Genomic DNA, 26,690 nt, shown 5'->3' on the forward strand with positions numbered 1-26,690 from the left:
TCACCCGATGCCCTGACTCTCCTCCAGGTAGGCCAGCGCCCCCACCGGCTCCTCCGCGAAGAACACCAGGTCGGTGAGCGGGACGGGCAGGAACCCCTCGTCCTCCATGCGCCGGAACTGGGTCTTCAGGCCGTCGTAGAAGCCCGCCGTGTTGAGCAGGACCACCGGCTTGTCGGTGTGGCCGTGTTTCTTCAGCTCCAGGATCTCCGTCGCCTCGTCCAGCGTCCCGGTGCCGCCCACCATGACGACCACGGCGTCGGCCTTCTCCAGCAGCAGCTTCTTTCGTTCGGCGAGGTCGGCCGCGATCACCATCTCGTCGGCGCCCGCGCGGGTCTTCGCGGCCAGGAAGGTCACCGAGACGCCCACCAGCCGTCCGCCGGCGGCCTGTACGCCGTCTGCGACCACCTTCATCAGGCCGACGTCCGAACCGCCCCAGACGAGGGTGTGCCCGCCTTTGCCGACGAGTTCCGCGAACTCCCGCGCGGGGCGCGTGTAGCGCTCGTCCAGGTCGGCGGCGGAGAGAAAGACACAGATCTTCATGTCCGTCACCGTACGCGGGAAGAACCGGGGGCCCGCGAGTGCTTTTCCGGTATGGCTGACGGACACACGATCACGATCGAGCAGGGCGACCAGCGGGTACGCGTCGTCCACGGCGACCAGGTGCTGGCGGAGAGCGACCGCCCCCTCGTCCTGAAGGAGACCGGCTGTCCCGTGCGCTACTACCTCCCCCCGGAGGACGTACGCCTGGATCTCCTGACCCCCTCCGAGACCCACACCCACTGCCCCTTCAAGGGCGACGCCTCCTACTGGTCGCTCCCGGACGCGACCGACCTGGTGTGGGCGTACCCCGACCCCAAGCCCGACGTGGCGCAGATCAAGGACCACCTCTGCTTCTACGAAGTAGAAGTGTTGTGAGCGGAAGTGTTGTGACCGATTAGTCCGGCGCCCTGCGGCAGTCTCCAGGGCATGGACAAGAAGACTGTTTCGCGCGACGGCACCGCCGTCGCGTACGAACGCATCGGTGCGGGCCCGCCCGTCGTCCTGGTAGGTGGCGCGATGACGACGGGCGACGGCCTGCTGCCGCTGGCCGCGCAGCTCGCGCACCGGTTCGGGGCCGTCCCGTACGACCGCCGGGGCCGGGGCTCCAGCGGCGACACGGCGCCCTTCGCGGTGGCCCGGGAGGTCGAGGACCTCGCGGCGCTGATCGACGCCGTGGGCGGCGGTGCGGCGCTCTACGGCCACTCGTCGGGCGGTGCGCTGGTGCTGCACGCGGTGGCGAGCGGCCTGCCCGTCACCCAAGTCGCCCTCTACGAGCCGCCGTTCGCCCTCGACGCGTCCGGCGCCAAGGAGCGCGCCGAGTACACCGGGCGGCTGACGGAACTGCTCGCCGAGGGGCGTAACGGCGACGCCGTCGAGCTGTTCATGGCGCTCACCGGCGCGCCCCCGGAGATGGTCGAGGGCGCCCGCCGCTCCCCCATGTGGGCCGGCATGGAGGCCATCGCCCCGACCCTCGCCTACGACGACGCGGCCATGGGCGACGGCCTGGTCCCGGTGGACCGGCTGGCGTCGCTGTCCGTCCCGGTCCTCACGATCGCGGGCGGCGCGAGCGCGGAGTGGATGCGGGAGGCCGCGCGGGCGGTGGCGGACGCGGCGCCGGACGGGACGTATCGCACGCTGGACGGCCAGACCCACATGGTGGACCCGACCGTCCTGGCGCCGCTGCTCACGGAGTTCTTCGCACAGTGACCGGCGGGGCGACTCCCCGAAGGGTCAGGCCATCGCCGTCGCCGCGCGCGTGGTCGTCGCGATCGTCGCCGAGCCCACCACGCGCGTGTCGTCGTAGAGCACGATCGCCTGTCCGGGGGCCACGCCCCGTACCGGCTCGGTGAACGTCACCTCCAGGGTGCCGTCGACGAGTTCGGCGGTGACCTCGGTCTCGCCGCCGTGGGCGCGGAGCTGGGCGGTGTAGGTGCCGGGGCCCGAGGGGGCCGTGCCGCACCAGCGCGGCTTGATCGCCGTCAGCGCGGCTACGTCCAGGGCGGCGGCCGGGCCGACCGTCACCGTGTTGTTCACCGGGGAGATGTCCAGGACGTAGCGCGGCTTGCCGTCGGCGGCCGGGGTGCCGATGCGCAGGCCCTTGCGCTGGCCGATGGTGAAGCCGTAGGCGCCCTCGTGGGAGCCGACGACCGTGCCGGACTCGTCGACGATGTCGCCCTCGGCCTTGCCCAGGCGGTTCGCGAGGAAGCCCTGGGTGTCGCCGTCGGCGATGAAGCAGATGTCGTGCGAGTCGGGCTTCTTGGCGACCGCGAGGCCGCGGCGCTCGGCCTCCGCGCGGATCTCGTCCTTCGTGGTGACGGTGTCGCCGAGCGGGAAGAGGGCGTGCGCCAACTGCCGCTCGTCCAGGACGCCGAGGACGTAGGACTGGTCCTTGGCCATGTCGGAGGCGCGGTGCAGTTCGCGGGTGCCGTCCTCGTTGACGATGACCTGGGCGTAGTGGCCGGTGCAGACGGCGTCGAAGCCGAGGGCGAGCGCCTTGTCGAGGAGCGCGGCGAACTTGATCTTCTCGTTGCAGCGCAGGCAGGGGTTCGGGGTGCGGCCGGCCTCGTACTCGGCGACGAAGTCCTCGACGACGTCCTCGCGGAAGCGGTCGGCGAGGTCCCAGACGTAGAACGGGATGCCGATGACGTCGGCGGCGCGGCGGGCGTCCCGTGAGTCCTCGATGGTGCAACAGCCACGCGCGCCCGTGCGGAACGATTGCGGGTTCGCGGAGAGCGCGAGGTGGACGCCGGTCACGTCGTGGCCGGCTTCGGCGGCGCGGGCGGCGGCGACGGCGGAGTCCACGCCGCCGGACATGGCGGCGAGTACGCGAAGGGGGCGGGGGCGCTGCGAGGTCTCAGTCATAACCCTTCCAGGGTACGGGTCGCCGGGAACCGGGACCCGCGAGTATCCGTTGAAGATCGCATGGGGGAGACACAGGGCGGGCACACGGAGACGGCGCGGGGGGTCACGGGCCGGCGGGCGCTGCTGATCGGCGGCGCCGCGGCCGCCGTGGGGACGGCGGCGCTGGCGCGGGACGAGCTGGCGCGGCTGTGGTGGCGGCTGCCCGGGGTGGAGAAGCCGCGGGTGGCGGGCGCGGTGGACTTCCGGGGCGCGCAGTGGGTGGCTGCGTCCCCGGCGAACTACCGGCGGGCGGACCGGCCGGACGACTACGGGATAGACATGGTGGTCGTCCATGTGACCCAGGGCAGTTTCCGCGGCGCGGTGAAGGTCTTCCAGGATCCGGCGCACGGGGCGGCGGCGCACTACATCGTGCGCAAGGACGGGCACATCACGCAGATGATCCGCGAGATGGACGTGGCCTTCCACGCGGGCAACCGGGAGTACAACGAACGCAGTGTCGGCATCGAGCACGAGGGCTTCGTGGAGGAGGCCTCGTCGTTCACCGACGCGATGTACGCGTCCTCCGCGCGGCTGACGGCGGGGATATGCCGGCGCTACGGAATCCCGGTCGACCGGAAGCACGTCATCGGGCATGTGGAGGTGCCGGGGACCGATCACACGGACCCCGGAAGGTACTGGGACTGGGACCGGTACATGGCGCTCGTAAGGCGGGCACACCGGACAGGCGTGTGACTCGGGTCACACTTGCTTTGGCTATGAGTCGTTTCAGTTACGACGGTGTCCGATGCGTCCCCTGCTCGGGATGTGACCTGGGGTACGCCAACTCGCCTTGTGTTGCAGGGGAGTTGTGAAGGGATCGGGCGCGCTTACCTTTCACAGATTGCTGTGCTGACTGCTAACTACCCCTCAGTTTTTACACAGGCCTTAGGTCAAATCTCTGGCGCCATGACACACACCAGCGAGCCCGCGTCCGAAGCGGGCAACGACACCAAGGGCAACCACCGCAAGTCAACGGCCGAGAAGCGCGAGCACAGCAAGGGCGGTGCGGCCCGGGGCAAGGGTGTGCACCGGCGCAAGTTCCTCGGCGGGATGGCCGGGGCCGGCATCGCGGCGGTGGCCGCCGCCGGAGGTGCCTTCTCCCTGCTGAACGACGCGGCGAAGAACAAGGCGTCCGCGGCGGACACCACCCTCACCATCCCGGACCTGCTGGAGGGCACCACCTCCGACGGCACCACCACCTTCACGCTGGAGGCGAAGACCGGCACCCACGAGGTCATCTCCGGCGTCACCAGCAGCACGATGGGCTACAACCAGGACTTCCTGGGCCCGACCATGAAGTGGACCAACGGCGACGTGGTCCTCCTCAACATCACCAACGACATCGGCGAGGACACGACGGTCCACTTCCACGGCGCCCACGTGCCCGCGAAGATGGACGGCGGCCCGCAGGTCGCCTTCGCGGACGGCGAGACCTGGTCCCCCACGTTCACGGTCAAGGACCCGGCCACCACGCTCTGGTACCACCCGCACGCCCTGGGCACCACCGCCAAGCAGGCCGTGCACGGCCTCGCCGGGATGATCATCGTCGAGGACTCCACGGACGCCTCGGCCGCGCTGCCCAGCGACTACGGCGTCGACGACATCCCGCTCATCTTCCAGTCCCTGGCCGTCGACACCGACGGGGACATCAAGTACGACGCGGCCGGCTACCGGCTGAGCACGACCACCTTCCCCCTCCTGGTCAACGGCACCAACGTGGACTCCACCACGCTCGGTTTCACCGCCACCAAGACCCGGACCCGGTTCCGCGCGCTGAACGCCTCGCCGTCCGACATCATCGTGATCCAGCGCAGCGACGGCGGCACGCTCACCCAGATCAGCACCGACCAGGGCTATCTGACCGAGGCCACCGAGGTGACCACGATCCGCCTGGTGGCCGGCGCCCGTGCCGAATTCACCATGGACCTCACCGCTGACGCCACCCTCCAGGCCGTCATCACCACCGGCTGGATCCGCGGCGGCAGCGGCACGTACGACTTCCTCGCGATCACGGCCAGCGGCTCCGACACCCCGGACGACCTGCCCAGCACCCTCAACACCATCGACCGCTACGACACGAGCGACTTCACCGCCCGGACGATCACCCTGGGTCAGAACGGCGCGACCATGCTGATCAACGGGTCGGCGGGCACGACCATGGCCGCGATGGCGATGATCAGTACGACGGTCGGCTCGAAGGAGATCTGGACGATCCAGAACTCCACCCAGCTGGAGCACTCGTTCCACCTGCACGACGTGCCCTATCAGCTGATCTCGATCAACGGCGAGGATCCGACCGGGGTCCAGCTCGGCTGGTACGACACCTACGAGGTGGTCGGTGGCGGTTCGATCAAGATCGCCATGGAGTTCACCGACTTCTCCGACGACACCTATATGTACATGCTCCACTGCCATCTGCTGCAGCACGAGGACGAGGGCATGATGGCCTCCCTCATGGTGACGGACTCCTAGTTCCGCAGGGAGCGCGGTTCCCCGGTGTCCCGCGTCGGCCTCCCCCGTGGACGCCGGACACCTGTTGCCGGGGAGAGTCGGCGGACTCTCCCCGGTTCTTCGCGTGTGCGGGTCGGATCAGGTCAGCCCGGCGGCGCGGGCCCGTTCCACCGCCGGGGCGATCGCCTTCGCCACGGCCTCGACGTCGGCCTCCGTGGAGGTGTGGCCCAGCGAGAAGCGCAGGGTGCCGCGGGCCAGTTCCGGGTCGGTGCCGGTGGCGAGCAGGACGTGGCTGGGCTGGGCGACGCCCGCGGTGCAGGCCGAGCCGGTGGAGCACTCGATGCCCTGGGCGTCCAGCAGGAGCAGCAGGGAGTCGCCCTCGCAGCCGGGGAACGTGAAGTGGGCGTTGGCCGGCAGCCGGTTCACCGGGTCGCCGCCGAGGATCGCGTCGGGGACCGCCGTGCTGACGGCCGTCACGAGGTTGTCGCGGAGGGCGCCGATCTCGTGGGCGAACCACTCGCGCTGCTGCGCGGCGAGCCGGCCGGCGACGGCGAACGAGGCGACGGCGGGGACGTCGAGGGTCCCGGAGCGGACATGGCGCTCCTGGCCGCCGCCGTGCAGGACGGGTACAGGGGTGTACTCGCGGCCCAGCAGCAGGGCGCCGATGCCGTACGGGCCGCCGATCTTGTGGCCGGAGACCGTCATCGCGGCGAGGCCGGAGGCGGCGAAGTCGACCGGGACCTGGCCGAAGGCCTGCACCGCGTCGGCGTGCAGCGGTACGCCGAACTCCTGCGCCACGTCGGCGAGTTCACGGACCGGCAGGACCGTACCGATCTCGTTGTTGGCCCACATCACGGTGGCCAGGGCGACGTCGTCGGGGTTGCGGGCGATGGCCTCGCGCAGCACCTCGGGGTGGACACGGCCGTAGGAGTCGACCGGGAGGTACTCGACGGTGGCGCCCTCGTGCTCGCCGAGCCAGTGGACGGCGTCCAGGACGGCGTGGTGCTCTACGGGGCTGGCCAGTACCCGGGTGCGGGCCGGGTCGGCGTCGCGGCGGGACCAGTACAGGCCCTTCACCGCGAGGTTGTCGGCCTCGGTGCCGCCGGAGGTGAACACCACCTCACTGGGGCGGGCGCCGAGCGCTTCGGCGAGGGTCTCCCGGGACTCTTCGACCGTACGGCGGGCCTTGCGGCCGGCGGCGTGGAGGGAGGAGGCGTTGCCCGTGGTGCTCAGGTGGGCCGTCATCGCCTCGACTGCCTCGGGAAGCATCGGGGTGGTCGCGGCGTGGTCGAGGTATGCCATGGTGCCGCCGATTCTACGGTCCCCGGCAGGCACCCCGAAGGGGCGGGCAGGGCTAGAAGTTCCAGGAGACCGTGCTGTCGAGCTGCATGAAGGCGACGAGGACCAGCAGATCGGCGATGCCGAGTCCGAGGCCGAGGAGGGCCCGGCCGCGGCGGGTGGTGCCGCGCCAGAGGGCCGCGCCGGCCAGGGCGATGGCGATCGGGCCGAGGAAGACGTTGAGGACGAGCAGACCGACGAGGCCGAGGATGAAGGACGCGACGGCCATCCCGTCGGCGTCACGGCGGCCGGTGGCCTTGAAGTCGGTGCTGCTGCTGGTTGCCGGTGCGGTGAGTTGCATGGTGGTTCGGCTCCCGAGGATCGGGTGGGCGGATGGGCGGGCGGTCAGTTGGCGGACGTACGGCCGCGGCGGCCGTGCCGCTCGCGGAGCGCGAAGATGCCCAGCCAGACGGCGATGACGGTGGCGGCGACGGCGGTGAAGGCGAACGACGCGTGGGCCACGGTGCCCATCACGACGCCGAACAGCAGAAGTGCTGCGACGAGGACCAGCATGGGATGACTCCCCCTCCGAGACGACTTGAGCAGACTCTCGTTACGTTTCGGTGAACGGTTGTAGTAACACTTGTTCACTGACTTTGAGTCTAGCGTCTCCGACGGCTTTTCAATTCCGGAGAACAGTTGTTAACTGGATGACATGAGTCACACCCTCGGCATCCGGCAGGTACAGAAGCAGAAGACCCGACAGGCGTTGCTGGACGCCGCGTTGGGGCTGCTGGAGGAGCAGAGCCTGAGCAGCCTGGGCCTGCGCGAGGTCACCCGAGCCGTGGGGGTCGCCCCGACCGCCTTCTACCGGCACTTCCGCTCCACGGCCGACCTCGGGGTGGCGCTCGTCGAGGAGGCGCTCGGCAGTCTGCATCCGATGATCCGGCAGACGGTGGCGACGGCGGAGGACAGCGACCAACGCATCGTGCGCGCCGTCCGGTTGATCGCCGACCACGTGGACGCCCACCCGGCCCATGTCCGCTTCCTCGCGCGCGAGCGGCACGGCGGGGTGCAGCCGGTGCGGGAGGCCATCCGGGACCAACTCGCCCGGTTCGCCGAGGAGGTGAAGGCCGAACTCGCCAAGGACCCGGAGTCCGACGGCTGGAACGACTCGGACCTGCTGATGCTGGCCCACCTCTACGTCGACCAGATGCTCATCACGGCCTCGCTCTTCATGGAGGCGCGGGAGACGGCCGACGACGAGCACGAGCGCGAGCGGGTGACCCGACTGGCCACCCGCCAGATGCGGTTGATCAGCGTGGGCCGCCGGCACTGGCTCGGCTGAGCCGTTCCGGCCGCGGGCATACGACAGGGGCGGCGCTCCCGGTGTACGGGTGCGCCGCCCCTGTCGTGCGGAGAGCGGTCAGCCCTGCTGCGGGGCCCCGCTCATCTGGCCGCCGCCCGGGCCTCCGCCGCACCCGCCGCCAGGACCGCCGCCCTGGCCGCCGCCACCGGGACCGCCGCTCGGCATGCCGGAGGCGTTGCCGGTCGGCATGCCCGTCGGCCGGCCCGAGGCCGCGGCGCCCGTGGGCGCACCGGAGGGGGCGCCGGACGGGGCACCGCCGGCCCGCGCCGTGGCGTTGCCGGTCGGCGCGGAACAGGACTGTGTGGAGCCGGAGTTGGCGCTGCCGGAGGACGACGAGGAGTCGCTCGACCCGCAGGCCGCGAGGGCCAGGGGCGAGAGCGCCAGCAGGGCCACTGCGGGGAGGAGACGCGCACGCTTCATGAGAAACAGCTCCAAAAACGATGAGGATGCCTTGTGGCGGGAACTCAACCAACGCCGCTTAGGGCTTCCTTGTCGGCGCCCTGTCCTCACCCTGTGCGCGGAGTAAAGGACAACCCAAGTCAACGCTCTGACCTGCTGGTTCACGAGGACGGCTCGCCTACTCGCTGGTACAGCTCCGTGACAGAAGCAGCCGCCGCGGCCACTTCCGCGCGCGCCTCGGGCGGCGACACGACCTCCAACGCGTCGGCGAACTGGAGCAGTTGACGCGCTTCGCGGACGAAGCCGTACGTCAGCCTGACCGTCACCCACTCGTTCTCCCCCTCGTCGTCGGGGAGTTCGGCCAGCGAGGAGGCGTTGAGGCGCAGGAACATGTCGAGGCGGGAGCGGCGGACCCGGACCGTGACGTCGAGTCCGCCGGGGCGTTCCTCGACCTGGCGGCGCAACTCCTCCCAGGCGTCGGCGAGTTCGACGCCCGGGCGGCGCTGCACCGGGTCGGGCAGGAGGGTGGCCGAGTGCACACGGTCGGCGCGGAAGAGGCGGGGGCTCGCGCGGCGGTCGGCGACCAGGTACCAGACGCCGGCCTTGGAGACGAGACCGTACGGGTCGACGGTGTAGGTGCTCGGCTCCTTCGCGCCGCTGTGCCGGTAGCGCAGCCGCAGCCTCCGGTCGGTGAACACCGCGTCCTGCAACACGTCCAGCTCCACGGCGGGTTGGGGCCCGCCCTTCCAGCGGGTGGCGTCGACGAGGATGCGCCGGGAGGTCACCTCGGCGGCCGGGCGGTACGGCGCCGGCAGCGCGGCCATCACCTTGCGCAGCGCGGAACCGAGCGCGGCGTCGAGGCCGAGCGCCGCGTGGGCGCCCTGCGCGGCCAGGATGAACAGGGCGCGCGACTCGTCGGCGGTCAGTCCCGTGACGTCGGTACGGAACCCGGCGAGCAGTTCGATCCCGCCGTGCCGCCCGCGCTCGGCGTACACCGGCACGCCCGAGGCGGAGAGCGCCTCGACGTCCCGGTAGATGGTCCGCACCGACACCTCCAGCCGGTCGGCGAGTTCGTGCGCGGGGACCCGGCCCCGGGTCTGAAGGAGCAGCAGGATCGAGAGGAGTCGGTCGGCCTTCACACCCTCAGGATCCGCCGCTTGGAAAGGCGGCGCAAATGTTGACGGAATCTGTCAGGTTATTGATCGACCATCGGTGCCATGAACACAGACACCACGGACCCTCGCCCCCTCTACACCCGAGCCACCGAGCAGGCCGCCGCGCTGATCAGGACGGTACGGCCGGAGCAGCTGACCGGTCCCACTCCGTGCGCGGAGTTCGACGTACGGACCCTGCTGAGCCATCTCGTCGGCGGCACCCTGCGCATCGCAACGATCGGCGAGGGCGGCGACGGGATGGCCGTACACCCCTTCGTGGACGGAGTCGCCGACGAGGGCTGGCCGGCCGCGTACGAGGAGGCCCGCGTCCAGGTCCTCAACGCCTGGGCGGACGACACCCGGCTGGACGCGCCGGTCCGGGTCCCGTGGGGCGAGGCACCGGGCCGCGCGGCCCTCTCCGGCTACCTCATGGAGAACGTCACCCACACCTGGGACCTCTCCGAGTCCCTCGGCCACCCCCTCCAACTCGACCCGGAACTCGCCGAGTTCGCCCTCACGATCGCCCACCGCGTCCTGCCGGACGAGCAACGCGACGCGGACACCCCCTTCGACACGGCCCGGCCAACACCCGAAAAGGCGGACGCCTACGGCGAGTTGGCGGCCTGGCTGGGGCGGAAGCCGCTCGGCTGAGCCGGGCGCGGGCAGGGTGGCGGGCCCCACGAAGGCCGCAGCGGATCGCATACGGCGTCACGGAGATCGCGACCCGCGCCCGGGGGCCCGGCGAGTCACCGGCCGCACCTTCGGGCTCGATCCGGAACCGGCCCAGGCCGCCTGCCGCCCAACGCAAGCCCGACACATCCCGCGCCCCCGCGCCCTGCGCCCGAAGGACCCGATGTCCAGCGGCAGTTGTGGCCGGGCGCGGGCAAAGGGCCGGTCGGCCGAGCCCGGCGCGGCCAGAAGTCCGACAGCCGAACTCGGCGCGGGAGCGAGCCCCTCAGCCCAGCCGCGCCCGTGCCAACTGCCGTGACTGCGCGACCAGTCGGTCCGCGCTGTCCCAGACCTCCGCGTCCTCCTCCAGGAAGCCGCCGGCCAGGTTGCGGGTGGTGATCGAGATCCTCAGTGGTCCTGGTGCGGGGCGGGAGCGGACGTGGACGGTGAGTTCGACCGTGGGGACCCAGCCCTTGAGGCCGATCTCGAAGGCGGTCGGGGGGAGCGCGTCCACCGCGAGGAGGAGGGAGAGGGGGTCCGCGTCGCGGCCGTCGGCGAGGCCGAACCAGGAGCGCATCTCGCCCTTGCCGGAGGGGGCACCCAGGGCCCAGCCGAGGGTGGAGGGGTCGAGCTTCAGCATCAGGCGGTCGGTGATGGCCGAGCTGCCGGAGACCGGAGCAGGCCCGTCTTCCGGGCCGAAGCACTGGTCCATGGGCGGGAAAGCAGGCGGCTTCGCCGTCGTGCGGACGTCGTCCGGGAGTGCGTCCAGGTCGCCGTAGGAGGCGAGGACGCGGATGCGTTCCACCTCGTGGCCCTCGTCGTCGTACTGGAGGAGGGACGCCTGGCCCGTCGAGAGGGTGCGGCCGGTGCGGATCACGTCCGTGCGGACGACCGCCGGGCCGGGCTGGGACGCCGTGAGGTAGTGCGCGGAGATCGTGAACGGGTCGGGGTGCGGGAGCGCGTCCGCCAGGGCCCGGCCCAGGACGGACAGGAGGTAGCCGCCGTTGACCGCGTTGATGATCGTCCAGCCGGCCGAGAGGTCGATGTCGTAGACGCCCTGGGCGCGACGGGTGACCGCCGTGTCGCGGTCGAACTCGCTGTCACCGATCGTGGCCCGCGTGGCCGTCGGTGCGGATGCTGCTTCTCGCATGGATGAACCGTACAACAGTTGATTACTAAGCGGTAGCTTTGTTGTTGCGGGCATATGAAAACACCGGCCACTCGGGTGAGCGCCCGGCAATTTCTTGGTAAGTGTCCGCACTCGTCCGTGACCCACGGCCCGTGATCCCCCTCTTTGGGGACATGAGCCTCACCGGGACTCCGTTCCTCTACACCGCCGTCGTGCTGACGATCGTCGCCCTCATACTGCCGCTCGTGCTGTGGTCGCGGATGCGCGGCCCCAAGGCCGTACGGGTGGCGACACGGGCCCTGATGCTGCTGTTCGCGCAGGCCACTGCCGTCACCCTGGTCTTCGTCATGGTCAACAACCAGAACAACCTCTACGACAACTGGGCCGACCTCCTCGGCACCGGCAACCACGTCCAGCAGGCCGCGAACCTCGGCAAGAACGGCACCGGCAACATCTCGCTGAACCGGCTGCCCAAGGTCAAGCAGGACTTCTCCCCCGCCACCGGTCCCGGCATGAGCTCCGCGGGCCAGGTGGAGGTCACCCAGCTCAAGGGCCGGGTGTCGGGCGTGAACGCCGAGGTCTACGTCTGGACCCCGCCGCAGTACAAGGAAGCGGCCTACCGCCACAAGAAGTTCCCCGTCGTGGAACTGCTGCCGGGCTGGCCCGGCTCCGCCAAGGCCTGGTTCGGGTCGATGCACGTGACCCAGCAGCTGGAGCCGCTGATGAGGAGCGGGCGGATCGCGCCCTTCATCCTGGTCGCACCGCGCTACAACCTGCTGGCCGGCGTGGACACCGGGTGCGCCAACATCCCCGGCACGGTCAACGCCGACACCTGGCTCAGCGTCGACGTGCCGAAGATGGTCACGGACAACTTCCGCGCCCAGCCTGCGCCCAAGGGCTGGGGAGTCGCCGGCTACTCGGCCGGCGCGCACTGCGCGGTCAAGCTCGCCGTCGCCCACCCCGACCGCTATCAGGCCGCGGTGAGCATGTCCGGCTACAACGACCCGATCGGCGAACGCAATTCGCTGGCCGCGCAGAGCGTGGCCCTGCGGGAGGCGAACAACCCCTACCTGCTGCTCAAGAAGGCGGCCACACCGCCGCCGATCGCGCTGTACCTGTCCGGCGAGTCCGGCGACGGCTACGAGGCGGGCGTGGCCCTCGAACAGATCGCGAAGGCGCCGACGAGCGTGCACGTCGTGTTCCTGCCGCGCAGCGACGGCGGGCACACCATGGCGCTGTGGCGGCCCCAGGTGAAGACGGTGTTCCGCTGGCTGACCCTGGAGCTGGGCCAGAACCACCCGCGGATCACGAAGTCGTCGTCGGATCCTCTCGGGCGTTCGACCTCCGGTTCCACGCACGCGGAGCTCGCCAGTGGAACCGCATCGCGAGCAGGCGCAACACGAAAGCGGTGACGATCGCGAGCCCACTGGTGAGCGGGGTCAGCGCGTCGTAGCGGATGCAGAGCACGGAGATGGTGGCACCGACGATCGCCGGGACCGCGTACAGGTCGCGGTCCCAGCGGAGCAGGGACGGGGTCTCGTTGGCGAGGACGTCCCGCAGCACACCGCCGCCGACGGCGGTGGCGAGACCGAGGGCGGCCGAGGAGGTGAGGTTCAGCCCGTAGTCGTACGCCTTCACCGTGCCCGAGACGCAGAACAGGCCGAGGCCGGCCGCGTCGAAGACGTTGACGCCGGCCTGGATCCGCTCCACGTGCGGATGGAGGAAGAAGACGAGGAGCGCGGCGAAGAGCGGGGTGATGAAGTACCCCAGGTCCGTGAAGGCGGCCGGGGGCACCGCGCCGATCATGAGGTCCCGGAACAGCCCTCCGCCCAGCGCGGTGACCTCGGCGAGCACGGCGATGCCGAACACGTCGAAGTTCTTGCGGACGGCCAGCAGCGCGCCGGAGATGGCGAACACGAAGATGCCGACGAGGTCGAGCGTGTGCTGGACGGAGGGGCTGAACAGTTGCTGAAGCACCCCACATTGTTACCCGTGGGTCGTCAGAGGGTGGGCTTGCCCGTCGTGTAGAGCCAGGTCTGGAAGAGGTCGTCGAGCTGCTGGCCGCTGATCTTCTCGGCGAGCGCGATGAACTGCTCGGTGCTCGCGTTGCCGTAGCGGTGCAGCTTCGTCCAGGTGGGCAGCAGCTTGAAGAACGCGGTGTCGCCGATGCGTTCGCGCAGCATCTGGAGGGTCATCGCGCCGCGCTGGTAGACCGCGGAGGCGAACATCGTGTCGCGCTGCGGGTCCGCCACGACCGTCTGCCAGAAGGCGCTGTCGGCGGGACGGGCGTTGTAGCCGGCCAGGAACGAGTCGTGCGCGGTGCGGGTGCCCTGGTGCTCGGCCCACAGCCACTGGGCGTAGGTCGCGAAGCCCTCGTTGAGCCAGATGTCCTTCCAGTGCGCGACCGACACGGAGTCGCCGAACCACTGGTGGGCCAGCTCGTGCACGATCGTCGTCTCGCTGCGCACGGCCGAGTAGGCGGGCTTGCTCTGCACCTCCAGCGAGAACCCCGCCTCCGGCATGTCGTCGACGATCGCGCCGGTCTCCTCGAAGGGGTACGGCCCGAAGACCTGCGACCAGTAGTCGGTGGCGGCGGCCGTCACGGCGTACACGTCGACGCTGTTGCTGTTGGCGAGGACCGGGTCGATCGCGACGTAGATCGGGGTGCCGCCGGGCGTCGTCCCCGTCTTCACGTCGAACTTCCCGATGGTGGCGGTGGCGAGATAGGTCGCCATCGGCTTGCTCTCGCGCCAGTGGGTGTACGTCGAGTCGCCCTTGTCGTACGTCGAGACGAGGCGGCCGTTGGAGACTCCGGTGAGGCCCTTGGGGGCCTTGATGCGGATGTCGTAGGTGGCCTTGTCGGACGGGTGGTCGCTGGAGGGGAACCAGGTGGAGGCGGCGTTGGGTTCGCAGGCGACGAAGACTCCGTCGGTCGTCTTCATCCAGCCGTAGTCGGAGCCGAACACGATGGGTCCGTTGAGGGGTTCGGGCACACCGCCGTAGGTGACGGAGACCGTGAAGTCCCTGCCCTTGCGGAGGAAGTCCCGCGGTGTGATGCGCAGTTCGTCGCCGGTGCGGGTGAACTGGGCCCGTCTGCCGTTCACTTCGACCTTGGTGACCTCCAGTTTCTGGAGATCCAGGTCGAAGGAGGAGAGGTTCTGGGTGGCGCGGGCGGTGAGGGTCGTACGGCCGTCGAGGCGGTCGGTGTCGGGGTTGTAGGCCACGTCGAGGGCGTAGTGCCGGGCGTCGAAGCCGCCGTTGCCCAGCTGGGGGAAGTAGCTGTCACCGATGCCGTCGGCGCCGGGGGTGGGGGCGGAGGAGGCGGCTATGACAAGAAAAGAGGCCGCCGCGGTCGCGAGGGCCCCCAGACGTGCCGAACGGGAGAGTGCCATGAAGTCGTCCCTTCGGTGCGTGTTTCCGATCAGTCGGACACGCAGGACTCTGCCCTTGGCTCACACGTCATGTACATGACTTTACCAACTTGTCATGTGTCACAGGGTAGTTGACCGTGACGGGCGGCGGGTTTTTTCGACATCTTTGCCAGAGATTTCACTGCCCAAAAGGGCAACCTCAATTCTTCCTCAACGCTTTTTTTATCGATTGACCTGCCTCTGTCAACGTCCCTAGGCTCGGCCGCGCTTGAGGTTTTCGGAAGAACTCACAGGGGGAATTCATGCGCACGAGAGCCAAGCTCGCCACGCTCATTCTGGCCGGTACGCTGCCCGTCGTCGCCGGTGCGGCTCCGGCATCCGCGATCGTCACGCCGAAGAGGTCCTGCCCCATCACCTACGGGGTCCTGATCACGTCCCACTCGCACTACCGGCTGCCGGCGAAGGGCCAGTACTACCACGACGGCCCGGGCGGAACGATGTCGGTCCACGTCACCAAGGCATCCACCATCTCCTACAGCCTCTCCACCTCCCTCGAGGTGAGCGCGAGCTACCTGTTCGCCTCGGCCAAGGCGTCCGTGGGCGGCTCCGTGACCAAGTCCGTGGCGGTCACCACCGGGCACACGTACACGCACAACATCAGCGCCCACAAGTTCGGCAACATGCAGTACGGCTCCTACGGCTTCAAGGTCGGCTGGGAGTCGAACAAGACGAACCCGAACTGCAGCACCACGGTGCTGGCCAAGGGGACGGCAAAGCTTCCGGTGAACTCCGTCGGCTGGTATTACTGGGAAACCAAGTCGTGAATTGAGAACACCCGGTAAAACCCCGGCAGGACATGGAAATGCCCCGGCAGCCTTTTCGGCCGCCGGGGCATTCCCCGTGCTCGAATTCCCGCTACTTCTCTCCGTCGGCCTCCGGCTCGGCGGATTCCGCGACCGGTTCGGCAGCGTCGGCCACCGGCTCGGCAACCTCGGCCACCGGCTCGGCAACCTCGGCCACCGGCTCGGCCGCCTCCTCGGAGAGCGTGGCCGCCACCGCCGCCGACGTCTCCGCCGACTCCTGGAGCGCCGTCTCGCCGAGCAGCTTCTCGGCCTCCTTCGCGACCGTCAGCAGGACCGTGTCCTGCGGAGCCTGGTCCGCGAAGTTCTCCGGGTGGTGGCAGGCGACCTGCTGACCGGGCACCAGCTCCAGGAGCGGCGGCTCGGTGGTGGTGCAGATCTGCGTCGCCTTCCAGCACCGGGTGTGGAAACGGCAGCCGCTCGGCGGCGAGATCGGCGAAGGAACGTCGCCCTGGAGCAGGATGCGGTCGCTCTTCGCGTTCTTCCGCCGCGGGTCCGGGATCGGCACCGCCGACATCAGCGCCTTGGTGTACGGGTGCATCGGCGCCTTGTACAGCAGCTCGCGGTCGGCCAGCTCGACGATCTTGCCGAGGTACATGACCGCGATCCGGTCCGAGACGTGCCGGACCACCGAGAGGTCGTGCGCGATGATCACGTACGTCAGGCCGAGCTCCTGCTGGAGGTCGTCCAGCAGGTTCACCACCTGCGCCTGGATCGACACGTCGAGCGCGGAGACCGGCTCGTCCGCCACGACCAGCCGCGGGTTCAGGGCGAGCGCGCGGGCGATGCCGATGCGCTGGCGCTGACCGCCGGAGAACTCGTGCGGATAGCGGTTGTAGTGCTCGGGGTTGAGACCGACCACCTCGAGCAGCCGCTGCACTTCCTTCTTGATGCCGCCCTCGGGCTCGACGCCCTGGAGCTTGAAGGGAGCGCCGACGATCGTGCCGATGGTGTGGCGCGGGTTCAGCGACGAGTACGGGTCCTGGAAGATCATCTGCACATTGCGGCGCAGCGGACGCATGCCGCTCACACCGAGGTGCGTGATGTCCTTGCCCTCGAACTCGATCTTTCCGCCGGTCGGCTCCAGCAGCCGGGTGATCAGCCGGCCCATCGTCGACTTGCCGCAGCCCGACTCGCCGACGACGCCCAGCGTCTCGCCGGACCTGACCTCGAAGTCGAGGCCGTCGACCGCGTGCACGGCGCCGACCTGCCGCTGCAGCAGGCCCTTCTTGATCGGGAAGTGCTTCTGCAGCCCGGTCACCTTCAGCAGGACCTCGCCGGGGGCGGTCCCCTTGGTGAGGGTGTCGCCCTGCTTCTGCGGCTCGTCGGCCTGAGCGGGAATCGTCACCGCTTTCTCGTCGTCACTCACAGCTTCGGCGCAATCTCTTCGGTCCAGATACGCTCCCGCTGTTCCTTGCCCAGGTGGCAGGCGGCCCAGTGCCGGGTGCCGACCTCGGCCAGTTCGGGGCGGACGGTGCGGGTGACGTTGTCCTTCGGGAGGTCCGCGTACGGGCAGCGCGGGTTGAAGGCGCAGCCGGACGGGATGTTGATCAGCGAGGGCGGGGAGCCCTTGACCGGGATCAGCCGCTCCTGCTGCTCACGGTCGAGCCGCGGCATCGAACCGAGCAGACCCCAGGTGTAGGGGTGGCGGGGCTGGTAGAACACGTCCTCGGCCGGTCCCCGCTCGACGCAGCGGCCGCCGTACATCACCAGGATGTCGTCGGCCAGTTCGGCGACGACGCCCAGGTCGTGGGTGATGACGATGACCGCGGAGCCGAACTCCTTCTGGAGGTCCCGGATGAGGTCGAGGATCTGCGCCTGGACGGTCACGTCCAGGGCGGTCGTCGGCTCGTCCGCGATCAGCAGCTCGGGGTTGTTGACCAGCGACATCGCGATCATCGCGCGCTGGCGCATACCGCCGGAGAACTCGTGCGGGTAGCTGTCCACCCGCTTGTCCGGCTGCGGGATGCCCACCCGGTCGAGCATCTCGACCGCGCGCCGCTTGGCGGTCTTCTTGTCGACGTCGTGGTGGATCCGGTACGCCTCCACGATCTGCGCGCCGATCGTGTAGTACGGGTGCAGCGCGGAGAGCGGGTCCTGGAAGATCATCGACATCTGCCGGCCGCGCAGCTTGCGCACGTGGTCGGGGTCGGCGGACAGCAGTTCGGTGCCGTCCAGCCAGATCTCGCCGGAGATCTGCGCCTTGCGCTTGCCGTACTGGCCGGCGGTGTGCAGGCCCATGATGCCGAGCGAGGTCACCGACTTGCCGGAGCCGGACTCGCCCACGATGCCGAGGGTCTTGCCCTTCTCCAGCGAGAAGCTGAGGCCGTCGACGGACTTGACGAGGCCGTCGTCGGTGGGGAAGTGCACCTTGAGGTCGCGCACTTCGAGGAAGGCCGTGGGCGCGGGAGAGGCGTCCGTGGGTTCGCCCACGGCGGCCCCGCTCTTGCTGAGTTCCGTCATGAGAGCCTCACTCGGGGGTCGATCACGGCGTACAGGATGTCCACCACGAGGTTGGCAAGCAGCACCGCGAGAGAAGTGATCAGGGTGACGCCCAGAATAATGGGCAGGTCCTGGTTCTTGATGGCGGTGAGCACCGCCTGGCCGAGGCCGGGCAGGCTGAACGTCGTCTCGGTCAGGATGGCGCCACCGATGAGGGCACCGAGGTCCATGCCGAGCATGGTGAGGATCGGCGTCATCGTGGAGCGCATCGCGTGCTTGCCGATGACGACCTGTTCCTTGAGGCCCTTGGCGCGTGCCGTGCGGATGTAGTCCTCGCCGAGGATCTCCAGCATGGTGGCGCGGGTGATACGGGCGTACATCGCGGCGTAGAGGAAGGCGAGGGTGATCCAGGGCAGGATCATGCCGCCCAGCCAGCCGGAGAAGCTCTGCTCCAGCGGCACGTACTGGCCGTTGATCCAGTTCAGCCCGTAACTGAAGATCGCCAGTGAGAGCAGACCCGTGAAGTAGATGGGCAGGGACACGCCACCGAGCGCGATGACCATCGCCGACCGGTCCCAGATCGTGCCCCGCTTGAGCGCGGAGAGCACACCCGCCGCGACACCGAAGACCAGCCACAGCACGGCGGCACCGAGCGCGAGTCCCAGGGTCACCGGGAAGCGGTCGGTGAGCACCGGCCATACGGACTGCTCGCTACGGAAGGAGTAGCCGAAGCACGGCGCGGCACAGTGGGTGACGTCGCCGCCGGCCGAGTAGGTCCGGCCGACGAAGATGCCCTTGAAGAAGTGCCAGACCTGGACGAAGATCGGGTCGCTCAGACCCAGCTTCTCCCGCACCGCCGCTACGGCATGAGGGTCGGCCTGCTTGCCCACGAAACTCGTGGCGATGTCCACGCCCGCCCACTTGGGGACGAGGAAGAAGATGCTGAAGACCACCAGGATGATGACGACCAGCATCACTGCGGCGGCGAACAGCCGCCTGATGAGGTAAGCGAGCACAGCTAACGGCCCGCCGCGGGACCGCGGGCCACCGGAGGTCGTCCGGTGGCCCGCGGTCCCGCCGCGCCGGCCTTCACCTGCCTTTCGTGCCGTACGGCGGGTGTGCCGGGATTACTTCGTGGACTTCAGACCGATGTTGACGAAGTCGTAGTAGCCGCTGTACGCGTTCGTCGTGTACACGTTGGCGATCCGCGAGGAGCGCCAGTTCAGGAGCCGCTCGAAGGTGAAGGGCAGGTAGTACGCGCCCTCGCTGACCTTGTGGTTGATCTCCGTGGCGATCTGCGTCTTCTTCGACTCGTCCAGCGAGGTGGTGTACTGGTCGAACAGCCCGTCGATCGTCTTGTCCTTGATCAGGGCGAAGTTGTTGTTACCGCTCTGGAGGATGTAGCGGCTGTCCCACAGCGGGGCGCCATAGCCCTGGACGGTCGGGAAGTCCGCGCCCCAGCCCATGATGATGATGCCGAGCTTCTTCTTCGCGACGTTCGAGGGGGAACCGATGATGCCGGAGCTCTGCGAACCGTCGTACTGGTAGATGTCGGCCTGGATGCCGACCTTCTTCAGCGCCGCCTGGAGGGACGTGGCCGTGGCCACCTCCTGCTGCTTGTTGTTGCGGACGGCGATCGTGGTCTTGAAGCCGTTCGGCTGACCGCAGGCCTTCAGCGCCTTCTTGGCCAGGTCGTCGTTGCCGGTCTTGTTGGCACCGGAGATCCCGTACGGGTCGTACTTCTGGCCCTCGCCACCGGCGATGGCGGGCGGGAGCATGTTGGTACCGATGTCACCACCGGCGATCGGGCCACCGCGCGCGGTCTGGAGCGACACGTGGTCGGCCGCGTAGATGACCGCCTTGCGGCACTCGATGTTGTTGAACGGCGCGACGCTCTGCGGGAAGACCGCGTACCGGATGAACCCGGAGATCGGGTTGTCCAGGTTGGCCTTGTGCTCCTTCAGGGCGATGGTGCGGCCCTGCGGACCCAGACCCGTCTGGCCGGCGTCGATGTCGTAGTCGCCGTTGATCAGACGCTGGTCCATGTCGGACTGGTTCGAGGAGATGGTCAGCGAGATCTTGTCCGGGTACGCCTTGCGCACCGGGTCGGACGACGCCTTCCAGTTGGTGTTGCGCACCAGCACCAGCTTCTTGCCCGGGCTGTACGACTGGAACTTGTACGGGCCGGAGGAGAAGGGGTGCAGCGTGTACTTCGCCTTGGTGTCCTTGTCCTGGCGGACCGGGGACGCCGTGACCATGGCGAGGACCTGCTTGAAGTCCGAGTTCGCCTTGGGCAGGTGGAAGACGATCGTCTTGGCGTCGGGCGTGGAGATCGCCTTCAGGCCGAGCTTGTCCTTCGAGGTGTCCTTGTAGGGACCCTTGTAGGTGTTGTTCGGGTCGAGCATCTGCTGGAGGTAGATCGGACCGCCGGACAGCACGTCCTGCGCCCAGACGCGCTCGATGCCGTACTTGATGTCCTGGGAGGTGATGGCCTTGCCGTCCTCCCAGGTGATCCCGTCACGCAGGTGGAAGGTGTAGGTCTTGCCGTCGGCCGAGACCTGGCCCATGTCGGTGGACAGGTCGGGCGTGAGCTCGGCGCCCGCGGCACCCGGCTCGGTCTTGAAGGTGAGCAGCTGACGGCTGTAGTACCGCGAGAAGTCCCACATGAAGCCGTAGTAACCGCGCGTGGTGTCCCAGAAGTCGGCGTCCTGGGCGGAGACGAACTTCAGCTCGCCGCCCTTCTTGACCAGCGAGGCCTGGGCGACCTTGTTGTTCGCCGCGTCGAAGCCGGCGGCGCCGGTCTTCGAACCGCCGTCGTCCTTGCTGTTGCCGCCGCCGCACGCTGCCAAGGCCAGCATGCCGGCGACCGCGGCAGCAGCGGCAAAGGCCTGCCTACGCCGCCCTGAGGTGCGTTGGGTAGTCACGATCTCGGATCCTCCGGATTTGATGAGAGACCCCGTGTAGATGGCACGGGACGCTTGAGGCAATGCGGTTCAGCGGGAAGCCTTCGGGTCCAGCGCGTCCCGCACGCCGTCGCCGAAGAGATTGAAGGCCAGAACGGTGATGAAGATCGCCACACCCGGAATGACCATGTACATGGGGTCCGAGTCGTAGTAGTCGATCGCGGTGGAGAGCATCTGTCCCCAGGAGGAGGTGGGCGGCTTGACGCCGACGCCCAGGAAGCTGAGTGCCGCCTCGGTGAGGATGTTGGTGGGGATCATCATCGTCGTGTACACGATGATCGGCGCGACCAGGTTGGGCAGCAGTTCCTTGAACAGGATGTAGAAGCGTCCGGCGCCCAGCGAGCGGGCGGCCTCGACGTACTCGCGCTCACGCATCGACAGGGTCTGTCCGCGCACCACGCGTCCGATGTACGGCCAGCCGAAGAAGCCGATCACCAGGATCATCACGAAGACCCGCACGCTGGAACCGCTCAGGCCCAGCATCTCGTTCGGCATCACGGAGACCAGCGCGATGATGAAGAGCAGCTGGGGGAAGGCCAGCAGCCCGTCCATGACACGGCTGATCAGGGAGTCGACCCAGCCGCCGAAGAAGCCGGCCAGGATACCGAGCACGGTGCCGAGCACGACGGCGACGATCGCGGACAGGAAGCCGACAAGCAGCGAGATCCTGGAGCCGTAGAGGATGCGCGCGAAGATGTCGCGGCCGTTGACGGGCTCGACCCCCAGCAGGTGGTCACCGCTGATGCCACCCAGCGACCCCTTGGGGGTGCCGAACAGCGGGTCGATCAGGGTCTCGTGGAACGTGTCCGGATCCTGCCCGATCAGGCTGGCGATCATCGGGGCGAAAACCGCGACCAGAATGAGGACGACCACGACGATGCCGCCCGTGAGGGCGAGTTTGTCGCGCTTGAGGCGCTCCCAGGCGATCCGGCCCAGGGAACGTCCCTGCACGACCTTGTCACCGGCGTTGGCGATCGCCGCTTCCTCGGCTGCGCTCGGGGCCGCTTCCGCGGTCGGCTCGTGCAATGGTGCCGTCATCTGGCAGGGACCCCTCTCAACCGGCGGTAGCCGGCCCACACTTGCCGCTGTGGCGGCCATGATCAGTCCGTCGTACATCGGGGCGCACGGCCCCTGGTGCGGGAGTCTTCAACGCTTTGGTGATCTGTTGCCAGACTTGGCGGTGAATGGATGCGTAAACGTGATGCGGGCTGGAGGGTTCCGTTATACGGACAACGGGTAACGCCCCCCGGACGCCGGGCAGTTGGGACAGAACACCGATCCGGTGACTTTTTAGGGCATCGGACCGCGATCTACGCGCGAAGAAATGTGTCGTCGGCGTAAAACCTGCGGAGGAGCGGGGAAGAGGACTCGCCGGGCAAGTATCCACCACGGCCGGATGAGCACCGGCACCCACCCGCCCCCGCGGGCACTCGCCGACGGCCGCAGCACCACACCGGACGGCCGCGGGGTGGGTGCGGGGAGGAATTCGAAGGGGCGCGGTCGCCCTGGCCGCCGCCGTCGGCGCGGCGACATCCGCGCCCCGAGCTTCTGCTTCACGCCGGAAAGCGATGGGGCCCGCTCTTTTCGAAGAGCGGGCCCCATCGTCTTTCAGTACCTCGGCGGCGGATAGCCGTATCCACCCGGCGTCGACACCTGCGCCGGCGCCGCGTGGGCCTCGCGGTCGTAGAACGGGCGGGCGTTCGCCCGCAGCCACAGCGCCACCGGGTCGTAGTCGTCGGACATCGCCACGGTCGACACCGGCAACCCGTCCGGGACCGCGCCGATCGACTGCTGCATCATCGCGCGCACCGAGTCCACGGCGGACGGACTGGTGTCGTACACATCCAGACCGATCGCGAGATACGGCGCCCCGAGCGCGGGCTGCACCCAGGCGCGGCGGAGGGTGCGGACGGCCGGCGTACGGTGGGCGTTCTGCGTGAGCAGGCCGTAGAACTGCGGGACCTCGATCGCCGGTTCCGTCAGGCGCAACGGCCCCGCGGGCTGGCGCTCCAGGCCGGTGGCGATCCGGCGCAGGTCGAGCCACGGGATGCCGACGCCGCCGCCGGGAGCGTGCGGGTTGAGCCAGAGGCCGAAGTGGTCGGGATAGAGGGTGCGGGCCACGTCCAGGCCGTCGACCACCTCGTACGAACGGTTCCAGCCACTGGCCGAGAGCTCCTGGGCGGAGGTGACGCAGGGGGCGTAGCCGTAGCCCTCGACGTGCATGTTTCCGTACTGGGCGTCCGGGGAGCCGGACTGGCCGTGCCACAGGAGCATCCAGATCTGGCCGGAGTGGGGGGTCGCGAGGGCGCGCAGGAGCGCCTCGTAGGCGTCGTAGCGCCCGGGCGTCACCTGGCGCAGCATGTGCTCGACCTGGCCGGTCGCGGTGCCGCTGGCGCTCACGTGTACCGCCCCTTCTGGTGGTTGGCCTGCGTTGGGGTCCAGCTTAAGCGCCCAAGGGGTGGGGGCTCGGTGTCCGTTGGCGAGTGCGGGTGCGTCTCGGCTGGGCGCGCAGTTCCCCACGCCCCTGAGGGAGTCGCCCCTTGGGGAGTTTCCTAGTGACCCTGTGTATAGAAAGGACGTACCGTCTGCCGCATCCACTCCGCCACCGGGTCCTGTGTCACGTCCAGGAGGACCAGGTTGACCGGCCACTTGACCTCGGTCCTGGTGAGGGCGCGGGACAGGGCGCCCATGGGGGCCGCCCTCAAGTCGCCGTCCCAGTTGGTGAGTTCGACGCCCACGAACATCACCGGATCGGCGGTCTCGATCGCGGCCAGGCAGCGGCGGGCCGTGCCGACCACGCCGATGGCGGCGAACTCCGCGGAGGCCGCGGCGAGGAAGTCGACCGGGTCGTCCTGCCAGTCGGGCTCGAAGAGGCGGACCCGGCCACCGCTGGTGGGGCCGTCCAGGACGGTACGGCCGATGCGGCACAGCTCGGCCACGGCGGCGGGCGGGAGGGGGATGCCGACCACGCCGTCCGGATTCACCGCGATACCCACCTGCGGGGGCAGTCCGCGGGCGAACTCCACCGCGGGCGCGATGGTGAACGACAGATGCGAGCCGACGACCTTGCGGAACTGCTCCTCGGAGCTGAAGACCGGCACGAAGGCCTGACCCTCGATGTCCAGCGTGGGCAGGTCCAGGGGTCCGCTGTGCGGGCCGCCGCCGCTGGGCAGCGGGACCCAGACGAAGCTGCGGGACAGCACCTCGATGATCCGGCCGCCGGCCGAGGGCAGGCCGAGGGAGACCGAGAGCACCTCCTCCAGCTCGTTGCCTGGCCATCCGCCGTGCGGATGCGGGTGGGGGTACGCCTGACCGGGGAAGTCCGCCGGGAAGTCCATCTACCTACCGCCTGCTGGTGAAACCGCCTGCTGTAAACGTGCTGTGACGGAAAAGGCTAGCGGCTCAGTCCGCGAAGTCGATCCGCCGCAGCACGTCCGCCGCGTCCCGGTCCAGCAGGACCGCCGAGCCCACGCCGTGCGGCAGGTCGCCGCGCTCCACGGCGCGCAACAGCCGGGCGGCGGCCCGGCGGTGGCGCAGGAACGCGTACCGCGAGACGCCCCGGCCGCGCTCGCGCTGGCCGTCGAGCGCGGTGTCCGGGCTGACGTCGAGGAACACCAGGTGCAGAGTGCCGCCGCGGCGGTGCGCGGCGCGGGCCAGCCAGCCGCGCACCCAGGTCTGGGTGCCGCAGTCGTGCACGACGGCTCCGGACGCGGAGCGCAGGGTGCGGTGCAGTCCGGCGTAGTGGGCGAGGCGGACCAGGGGGCGGTAGACCGCGTACGGGAGGAGGCCCGATACACGGGACACCCGGGTCTCCCAGCGGTCCCTGGCGTCCTGGCTGTCGACGCGGACGCCGTCACCGGTCACCGCGCGCCGCATCAGCGTGGACTTGCCGCTGCCGGGCAGGCCGGTGACCACGACCAGGTCGCGGGGGCCGAAGCGGAGGCCGTGCGGGCTGCGGCCGGCGCGCTCGCGGAGGTCGCGGACGACCGGTGCCGGGCGGGCCGGGCATGCCTCCCTGGCCGGGGCCGAGCGCTGTTCGGGCAGCGCTACGGCCGAGGTCGTGGCGTACACCGTGGTCCTTGTCACCGTGATCGTCCTCCCTGCGGGGTCAGGAAAGGTTCTCCCCAACTAACGTAAAGAGAAGGTAATGCACGGTGTCTCGCGGTTCCGTTCGCTTCCGGCCACAGGCCTGTTACAAAGCCTGTGCGATGATGTGCGCGCCTAACTGCATACCGGCCGCTTGAATCCGCGCGGGAGAGTCCCCGGTCGTACGACCTCCGGGGCGCCGAAGGAGCAAGTCCCTCCCTTGAATCTCTCAGGCCCAGTTACCGCGCGGGCGAGGCACATCTGAAAAGCGGGCCGCCGTCGCCGGCGGTCCCACCCAAGGTGCAACCCATGGCCCGTGCGTGTCCCGCGCGGTCATGGCGAACCTCTCAGGTTCCGATGACAGATGGGGAGGAACGACCTCGCCGTCATGCCTTGGGAGACCGACCGATGAGCAGTACCGCCACCCCTGAGAAGCGCCGCACCGCGCTGGACGCGCTGCACCGCTCGCTCGGTGCGACGATGACCGACTTCGCCGGCTGGGACATGCCGCTGCGCTACGGCTCCGAGCGCGACGAACACCTCGCCGTCCGCACGAAGGCCGGCCTCTTCGACCTCTCCCACATGGGCGAGATCACGGTCACCGGACCGGACGCGGCCGCGCTCCTCGACTACGCGCTGGTCGGCAACATCGCCTCCGTGGGCGTCGGCCGCGCCCGCTACACCATGATCTGCCAGGCCGACGGCGGCATCCTGGACGACCTGATCGTCTACCGGCTGGCCGGGACCGAGGCTGCGTTTTCCACATACATGGTCGTCGCCAACGCGTCCAACGCCCAGATTGTCCTGGACTCGCTGGTCGAGCGGGCCGCGGGCTTCGACGCGGTCGTCCGTGACGACCGTGACGCGTACGCGCTGCTCGCCGTCCAGGGCCCCGAGTCCCCCGGCATCCTCGCCTCGCTCACGGACTCCGACCTCGACGGCCTCAAGTACTACGCCGGGCTGCCCGGCACGGTCGCGGGCGTACCCGCGCTGATCGCCCGCACCGGCTACACCGGCGAGGACGGCTTCGAACTGTTCGTCGCCCCCGGTGACGCGGAGAAGCTGTGGGAGGCGCTGACCGAGGCAGGGGCGTCGGCGGGGCTGATCCCGTGCGGCCTGTCCTGCCGGGACACGCTCCGCCTGGAGGCGGGCATGCCGCTGTACGGCCACGAACTGTCGACCTCGCTCACCCCGTTCGACGCCGGGCTCGGCCGGGTCGTGAAGTTCGAGAAGGACGGCGACTTCGTCGGACGTACGGCCCTTGCGGCCGCCGCCGAACGGGCCGCCGCACAGCCGCCGCGCGTCCTGGTCGGCCTGATCGCCGAGGGCCGCCGCGTCCCGCGCGCCGGGTACTCCGTGGTCGCCGACGGCCGGGTGATCGGCGAGATCACCTCCGGCGCCCCCTCCCCCACGCTGGGCAGGCCCATCGCCATGGCCTACGTCGACGCGGCGCACTCCGCGCCGGGCACGGCCGGTGTCGGTGTGGACATCCGGGGCAGTCACGAGCCGTACGAGGTCGTGGCGCTGCCGTTCTACAAGCGCCAGAAGTGACAGTCGTCGTAGCGTCGGGTCCGTGACC

General features: G+C 69.4%; 27 protein-coding genes and 2 riboswitches. Of the genes, 9 read left to right on the top strand and 18 right to left on the bottom strand.

Translation table 11 applies throughout. The annotated features are described in order from the left end of the window. Complete coding sequence (locus ACQHII_RS15435) at window positions 1-540, bottom strand: TIGR00730 family Rossman fold protein (protein WP_427919843.1); 540 nt, start codon at window positions 538-540, stop codon at window positions 1-3. 51 nt (window positions 541-591) lie between these two features. Here ACQHII_RS15435 and ACQHII_RS15440 point away from each other — a divergent pair, with 51 nt between their 5' ends. Beyond that, window positions 592-915, top strand: a complete 324-nt coding sequence (locus ACQHII_RS15440; protein WP_427919844.1) for a DUF427 domain-containing protein — start codon at window positions 592-594, stop codon at window positions 913-915. A 51-nt stretch (window positions 916-966) separates the two neighbouring features. Then, window positions 967-1,746, top strand: a complete 780-nt coding sequence (locus ACQHII_RS15445) for an alpha/beta fold hydrolase (RefSeq protein ID WP_427919845.1) — start codon at window positions 967-969, stop codon at window positions 1,744-1,746. A gap of 24 nt (window positions 1,747-1,770) precedes the next feature. On the opposite strand, the gene mnmA is transcribed toward ACQHII_RS15445, so the two are convergent. Beyond that, the gene (mnmA, locus tag ACQHII_RS15450; protein WP_427919846.1) at window positions 1,771-2,901 is read right to left on the bottom strand and encodes a tRNA 2-thiouridine(34) synthase MnmA; all 1,131 of its coding nucleotides are present in this window, start codon (window positions 2,899-2,901) and stop codon (window positions 1,771-1,773) included. Window positions 2,902-2,961: 60 nt separating this feature from the next. Here mnmA and ACQHII_RS15455 point away from each other — a divergent pair, with 60 nt between their 5' ends. Further along, entirely contained in the window at window positions 2,962-3,633 is a 672-nt protein-coding gene (locus tag ACQHII_RS15455) for an N-acetylmuramoyl-L-alanine amidase (RefSeq protein ID WP_427919847.1), read from the top strand. A gap of 213 nt (window positions 3,634-3,846) precedes the next feature. Further along, complete coding sequence (locus ACQHII_RS15460) at window positions 3,847-5,412, top strand: multicopper oxidase family protein (protein WP_427919848.1); 1,566 nt, start codon at window positions 3,847-3,849, stop codon at window positions 5,410-5,412. 117 nt (window positions 5,413-5,529) lie between these two features. Here the strand turns inward: ACQHII_RS15460 and ACQHII_RS15465 are convergent, their stop codons facing one another. The 3 genes from ACQHII_RS15465 to ACQHII_RS15475 are packed head-to-tail and all read right to left on the bottom strand — an operon-like array spanning window position 5,530 to window position 7,242. Further along, a complete protein-coding gene (locus ACQHII_RS15465; RefSeq protein WP_427919849.1) occupies window positions 5,530-6,693 on the bottom strand; it encodes a cysteine desulfurase family protein in 1,164 nt (387 codons plus the stop codon). Window positions 6,694-6,745: 52 nt separating this feature from the next. Next, window positions 6,746-7,030 (bottom strand): DUF4190 domain-containing protein, encoded by a 285-nt coding sequence (locus ACQHII_RS15470; RefSeq protein ID WP_427919850.1) that lies wholly within the window; start codon window positions 7,028-7,030, stop codon window positions 6,746-6,748. A 44-nt stretch (window positions 7,031-7,074) separates the two neighbouring features. Continuing rightward, window positions 7,075-7,242 (bottom strand): hypothetical protein, encoded by a 168-nt coding sequence (locus ACQHII_RS15475; protein WP_019068631.1) that lies wholly within the window; start codon window positions 7,240-7,242, stop codon window positions 7,075-7,077. Window positions 7,243-7,384: 142 nt separating this feature from the next. On the opposite strand from ACQHII_RS15475, the gene ACQHII_RS15480 reads away from it, so the two are divergent. Continuing rightward, complete coding sequence (locus ACQHII_RS15480) at window positions 7,385-8,017, top strand: TetR family transcriptional regulator (RefSeq protein ID WP_427919851.1); 633 nt, start codon at window positions 7,385-7,387, stop codon at window positions 8,015-8,017. Between the two features lie 78 nt (window positions 8,018-8,095). Here ACQHII_RS15480 and ACQHII_RS15485 read toward each other — a convergent pair whose 3' ends face one another. After that, a complete protein-coding gene (locus tag ACQHII_RS15485; RefSeq protein ID WP_427919852.1) occupies window positions 8,096-8,458 on the bottom strand; it encodes a hypothetical protein in 363 nt (120 codons plus the stop codon). Between the two features lie 140 nt (window positions 8,459-8,598). After that, window positions 8,599-9,576 carry a helix-turn-helix transcriptional regulator gene (locus ACQHII_RS15490; RefSeq protein WP_427919853.1) on the bottom strand — a complete coding sequence of 326 codons (978 nt, stop codon included), beginning with the start codon at window positions 9,574-9,576 and terminating at the stop codon, window positions 8,599-8,601. Between the two features lie 78 nt (window positions 9,577-9,654). Between ACQHII_RS15490 and ACQHII_RS15495 the strand changes: the two genes are divergently transcribed. Further along, on the top strand, window positions 9,655-10,242 hold the full coding sequence (locus tag ACQHII_RS15495; protein ID WP_427919854.1) for a TIGR03086 family metal-binding protein: 588 nt from the start codon (window positions 9,655-9,657) through the stop codon (window positions 10,240-10,242). 304 nt (window positions 10,243-10,546) lie between these two features. Here the strand turns inward: ACQHII_RS15495 and ACQHII_RS15500 are convergent, their stop codons facing one another. Then, window positions 10,547-11,410: a thioesterase family protein gene (locus ACQHII_RS15500; RefSeq protein ID WP_427919855.1), complete on the bottom strand. Its 864-nt coding sequence runs from the start codon at window positions 11,408-11,410 to the stop codon at window positions 10,547-10,549. Between the two features lie 152 nt (window positions 11,411-11,562). Between ACQHII_RS15500 and ACQHII_RS15505 the strand changes: the two genes are divergently transcribed. After that, the gene (locus ACQHII_RS15505) at window positions 11,563-12,801 is read left to right on the top strand and encodes an alpha/beta hydrolase (RefSeq protein WP_427919856.1); all 1,239 of its coding nucleotides are present in this window, start codon (window positions 11,563-11,565) and stop codon (window positions 12,799-12,801) included. On the opposite strand, the gene ACQHII_RS15510 is transcribed toward ACQHII_RS15505, so the two are convergent. Then, complete coding sequence (locus tag ACQHII_RS15510) at window positions 12,695-13,366, bottom strand: trimeric intracellular cation channel family protein (protein WP_427919857.1); 672 nt, start codon at window positions 13,364-13,366, stop codon at window positions 12,695-12,697. The two genes, ACQHII_RS15505 and ACQHII_RS15510, sit on opposite strands and share 107 nt — an antisense overlap. Before the next feature lie 23 nt (window positions 13,367-13,389). Further along, window positions 13,390-14,781 carry a M1 family metallopeptidase gene (locus ACQHII_RS15515; RefSeq protein ID WP_427919858.1) on the bottom strand — a complete coding sequence of 464 codons (1,392 nt, stop codon included), beginning with the start codon at window positions 14,779-14,781 and terminating at the stop codon, window positions 13,390-13,392. Window positions 14,782-15,062: 281 nt separating this feature from the next. Here ACQHII_RS15515 and ACQHII_RS15520 point away from each other — a divergent pair, with 281 nt between their 5' ends. Further along, the gene (locus tag ACQHII_RS15520; protein WP_427919859.1) at window positions 15,063-15,584 is read left to right on the top strand and encodes a hypothetical protein; all 522 of its coding nucleotides are present in this window, start codon (window positions 15,063-15,065) and stop codon (window positions 15,582-15,584) included. Window positions 15,585-15,675: 91 nt separating this feature from the next. Here the strand turns inward: ACQHII_RS15520 and ACQHII_RS15525 are convergent, their stop codons facing one another. From ACQHII_RS15525 to ACQHII_RS15560, 8 genes are all read right to left on the bottom strand, one after another. Continuing rightward, on the bottom strand, window positions 15,676-16,968 hold the full coding sequence (locus ACQHII_RS15525; protein ID WP_427919860.1) for a dipeptide ABC transporter ATP-binding protein: 1,293 nt from the start codon (window positions 16,966-16,968) through the stop codon (window positions 15,676-15,678). A gap of 17 nt (window positions 16,969-16,985) precedes the next feature. Next, window positions 16,986-18,083: an ABC transporter ATP-binding protein gene (locus tag ACQHII_RS15530; protein ID WP_427919861.1), complete on the bottom strand. Its 1,098-nt coding sequence runs from the start codon at window positions 18,081-18,083 to the stop codon at window positions 16,986-16,988. Continuing rightward, window positions 18,080-19,078, bottom strand: a complete 999-nt coding sequence (locus ACQHII_RS15535; protein WP_427919862.1) for an ABC transporter permease — start codon at window positions 19,076-19,078, stop codon at window positions 18,080-18,082. The genes ACQHII_RS15530 and ACQHII_RS15535 overlap by 4 nt, the downstream gene beginning before the upstream one ends. A 111-nt stretch (window positions 19,079-19,189) precedes the next feature. After that, window positions 19,190-20,986, bottom strand: coding sequence for an ABC transporter substrate-binding protein (locus ACQHII_RS15540; protein ID WP_427919863.1), 1,797 nt, complete (start codon window positions 20,984-20,986; stop codon window positions 19,190-19,192). A gap of 69 nt (window positions 20,987-21,055) precedes the next feature. Then, window positions 21,056-22,063, bottom strand: a complete 1,008-nt coding sequence (locus ACQHII_RS15545) for an ABC transporter permease (protein ID WP_427919864.1) — start codon at window positions 22,061-22,063, stop codon at window positions 21,056-21,058. Between the two features lie 570 nt (window positions 22,064-22,633). Further along, the gene (locus tag ACQHII_RS15550; protein WP_427919865.1) at window positions 22,634-23,425 is read right to left on the bottom strand and encodes an enhanced serine sensitivity protein SseB C-terminal domain-containing protein; all 792 of its coding nucleotides are present in this window, start codon (window positions 23,423-23,425) and stop codon (window positions 22,634-22,636) included. A gap of 152 nt (window positions 23,426-23,577) precedes the next feature. Continuing rightward, complete coding sequence (locus ACQHII_RS15555; RefSeq protein WP_427919866.1) at window positions 23,578-24,363, bottom strand: enhanced serine sensitivity protein SseB; 786 nt, start codon at window positions 24,361-24,363, stop codon at window positions 23,578-23,580. Between the two features lie 64 nt (window positions 24,364-24,427). Further along, a complete protein-coding gene (locus ACQHII_RS15560) occupies window positions 24,428-25,117 on the bottom strand; it encodes an AAA family ATPase (RefSeq protein WP_427925320.1) in 690 nt (229 codons plus the stop codon). A gap of 149 nt (window positions 25,118-25,266) precedes the next feature. Beyond that, a riboswitch (glycine riboswitch) is annotated at window positions 25,267-25,366 on the top strand. Continuing rightward, window positions 25,367-25,485, top strand: a riboswitch (glycine riboswitch). It begins immediately after the preceding riboswitch. Between the two features lie 34 nt (window positions 25,486-25,519). Between ACQHII_RS15560 and gcvT the strand changes: the two genes are divergently transcribed. After that, on the top strand, window positions 25,520-26,662 hold the full coding sequence (gene gcvT / locus ACQHII_RS15565; RefSeq protein WP_427919867.1) for a glycine cleavage system aminomethyltransferase GcvT: 1,143 nt from the start codon (window positions 25,520-25,522) through the stop codon (window positions 26,660-26,662). Window positions 26,663-26,690: the final 28 nt, after the last annotated feature.

It is taken from the genome of Streptomyces sp. cg40 (assembly GCF_050320165.1).
Lineage (GTDB): Bacteria > Actinomycetota > Actinomycetes > Streptomycetales > Streptomycetaceae > Streptomyces > Streptomyces hokutonensis.

Coding starts and splice junctions, on each gene's coding strand:
- ACQHII_RS15435 (WP_427919843.1), bottom strand. CDS start 540: ATGAAGATCTGTGTCTTTCTCTCCGCCGCCGACCTGGACGAGCGCTAC.
- ACQHII_RS15440 (WP_427919844.1), top strand. CDS start 592: ATGGCTGACGGACACACGATCACGATCGAGCAGGGCGACCAGCGGGTA.
- ACQHII_RS15445 (WP_427919845.1), top strand. CDS start 967: ATGGACAAGAAGACTGTTTCGCGCGACGGCACCGCCGTCGCGTACGAA.
- mnmA (WP_427919846.1), bottom strand. CDS start 2,901: ATGACTGAGACCTCGCAGCGCCCCCGCCCCCTTCGCGTACTCGCCGCC.
- ACQHII_RS15455 (WP_427919847.1), top strand. CDS start 2,962: ATGGGGGAGACACAGGGCGGGCACACGGAGACGGCGCGGGGGGTCACG.
- ACQHII_RS15460 (WP_427919848.1), top strand. CDS start 3,847: ATGACACACACCAGCGAGCCCGCGTCCGAAGCGGGCAACGACACCAAG.
- ACQHII_RS15465 (WP_427919849.1), bottom strand. CDS start 6,693: ATGGCATACCTCGACCACGCCGCGACCACCCCGATGCTTCCCGAGGCA.
- ACQHII_RS15470 (WP_427919850.1), bottom strand. CDS start 7,030: ATGCAACTCACCGCACCGGCAACCAGCAGCAGCACCGACTTCAAGGCC.
- ACQHII_RS15475 (WP_019068631.1), bottom strand. CDS start 7,242: ATGCTGGTCCTCGTCGCAGCACTTCTGCTGTTCGGCGTCGTGATGGGC.
- ACQHII_RS15480 (WP_427919851.1), top strand. CDS start 7,385: ATGAGTCACACCCTCGGCATCCGGCAGGTACAGAAGCAGAAGACCCGA.
- ACQHII_RS15485 (WP_427919852.1), bottom strand. CDS start 8,458: ATGAAGCGTGCGCGTCTCCTCCCCGCAGTGGCCCTGCTGGCGCTCTCG.
- ACQHII_RS15495 (WP_427919854.1), top strand. CDS start 9,655: ATGAACACAGACACCACGGACCCTCGCCCCCTCTACACCCGAGCCACC.
- ACQHII_RS15500 (WP_427919855.1), bottom strand. CDS start 11,410: ATGCGAGAAGCAGCATCCGCACCGACGGCCACGCGGGCCACGATCGGT.
- ACQHII_RS15505 (WP_427919856.1), top strand. CDS start 11,563: ATGAGCCTCACCGGGACTCCGTTCCTCTACACCGCCGTCGTGCTGACG.
- ACQHII_RS15515 (WP_427919858.1), bottom strand. CDS start 14,781: ATGGCACTCTCCCGTTCGGCACGTCTGGGGGCCCTCGCGACCGCGGCG.
- ACQHII_RS15520 (WP_427919859.1), top strand. CDS start 15,063: ATGCGCACGAGAGCCAAGCTCGCCACGCTCATTCTGGCCGGTACGCTG.
- ACQHII_RS15530 (WP_427919861.1), bottom strand. CDS start 18,083: ATGACGGAACTCAGCAAGAGCGGGGCCGCCGTGGGCGAACCCACGGAC.
- ACQHII_RS15545 (WP_427919864.1), bottom strand. CDS start 22,063: ATGACGGCACCATTGCACGAGCCGACCGCGGAAGCGGCCCCGAGCGCA.
- ACQHII_RS15555 (WP_427919866.1), bottom strand. CDS start 24,363: ATGGACTTCCCGGCGGACTTCCCCGGTCAGGCGTACCCCCACCCGCAT.
- gcvT (WP_427919867.1), top strand. CDS start 25,520: ATGAGCAGTACCGCCACCCCTGAGAAGCGCCGCACCGCGCTGGACGCG.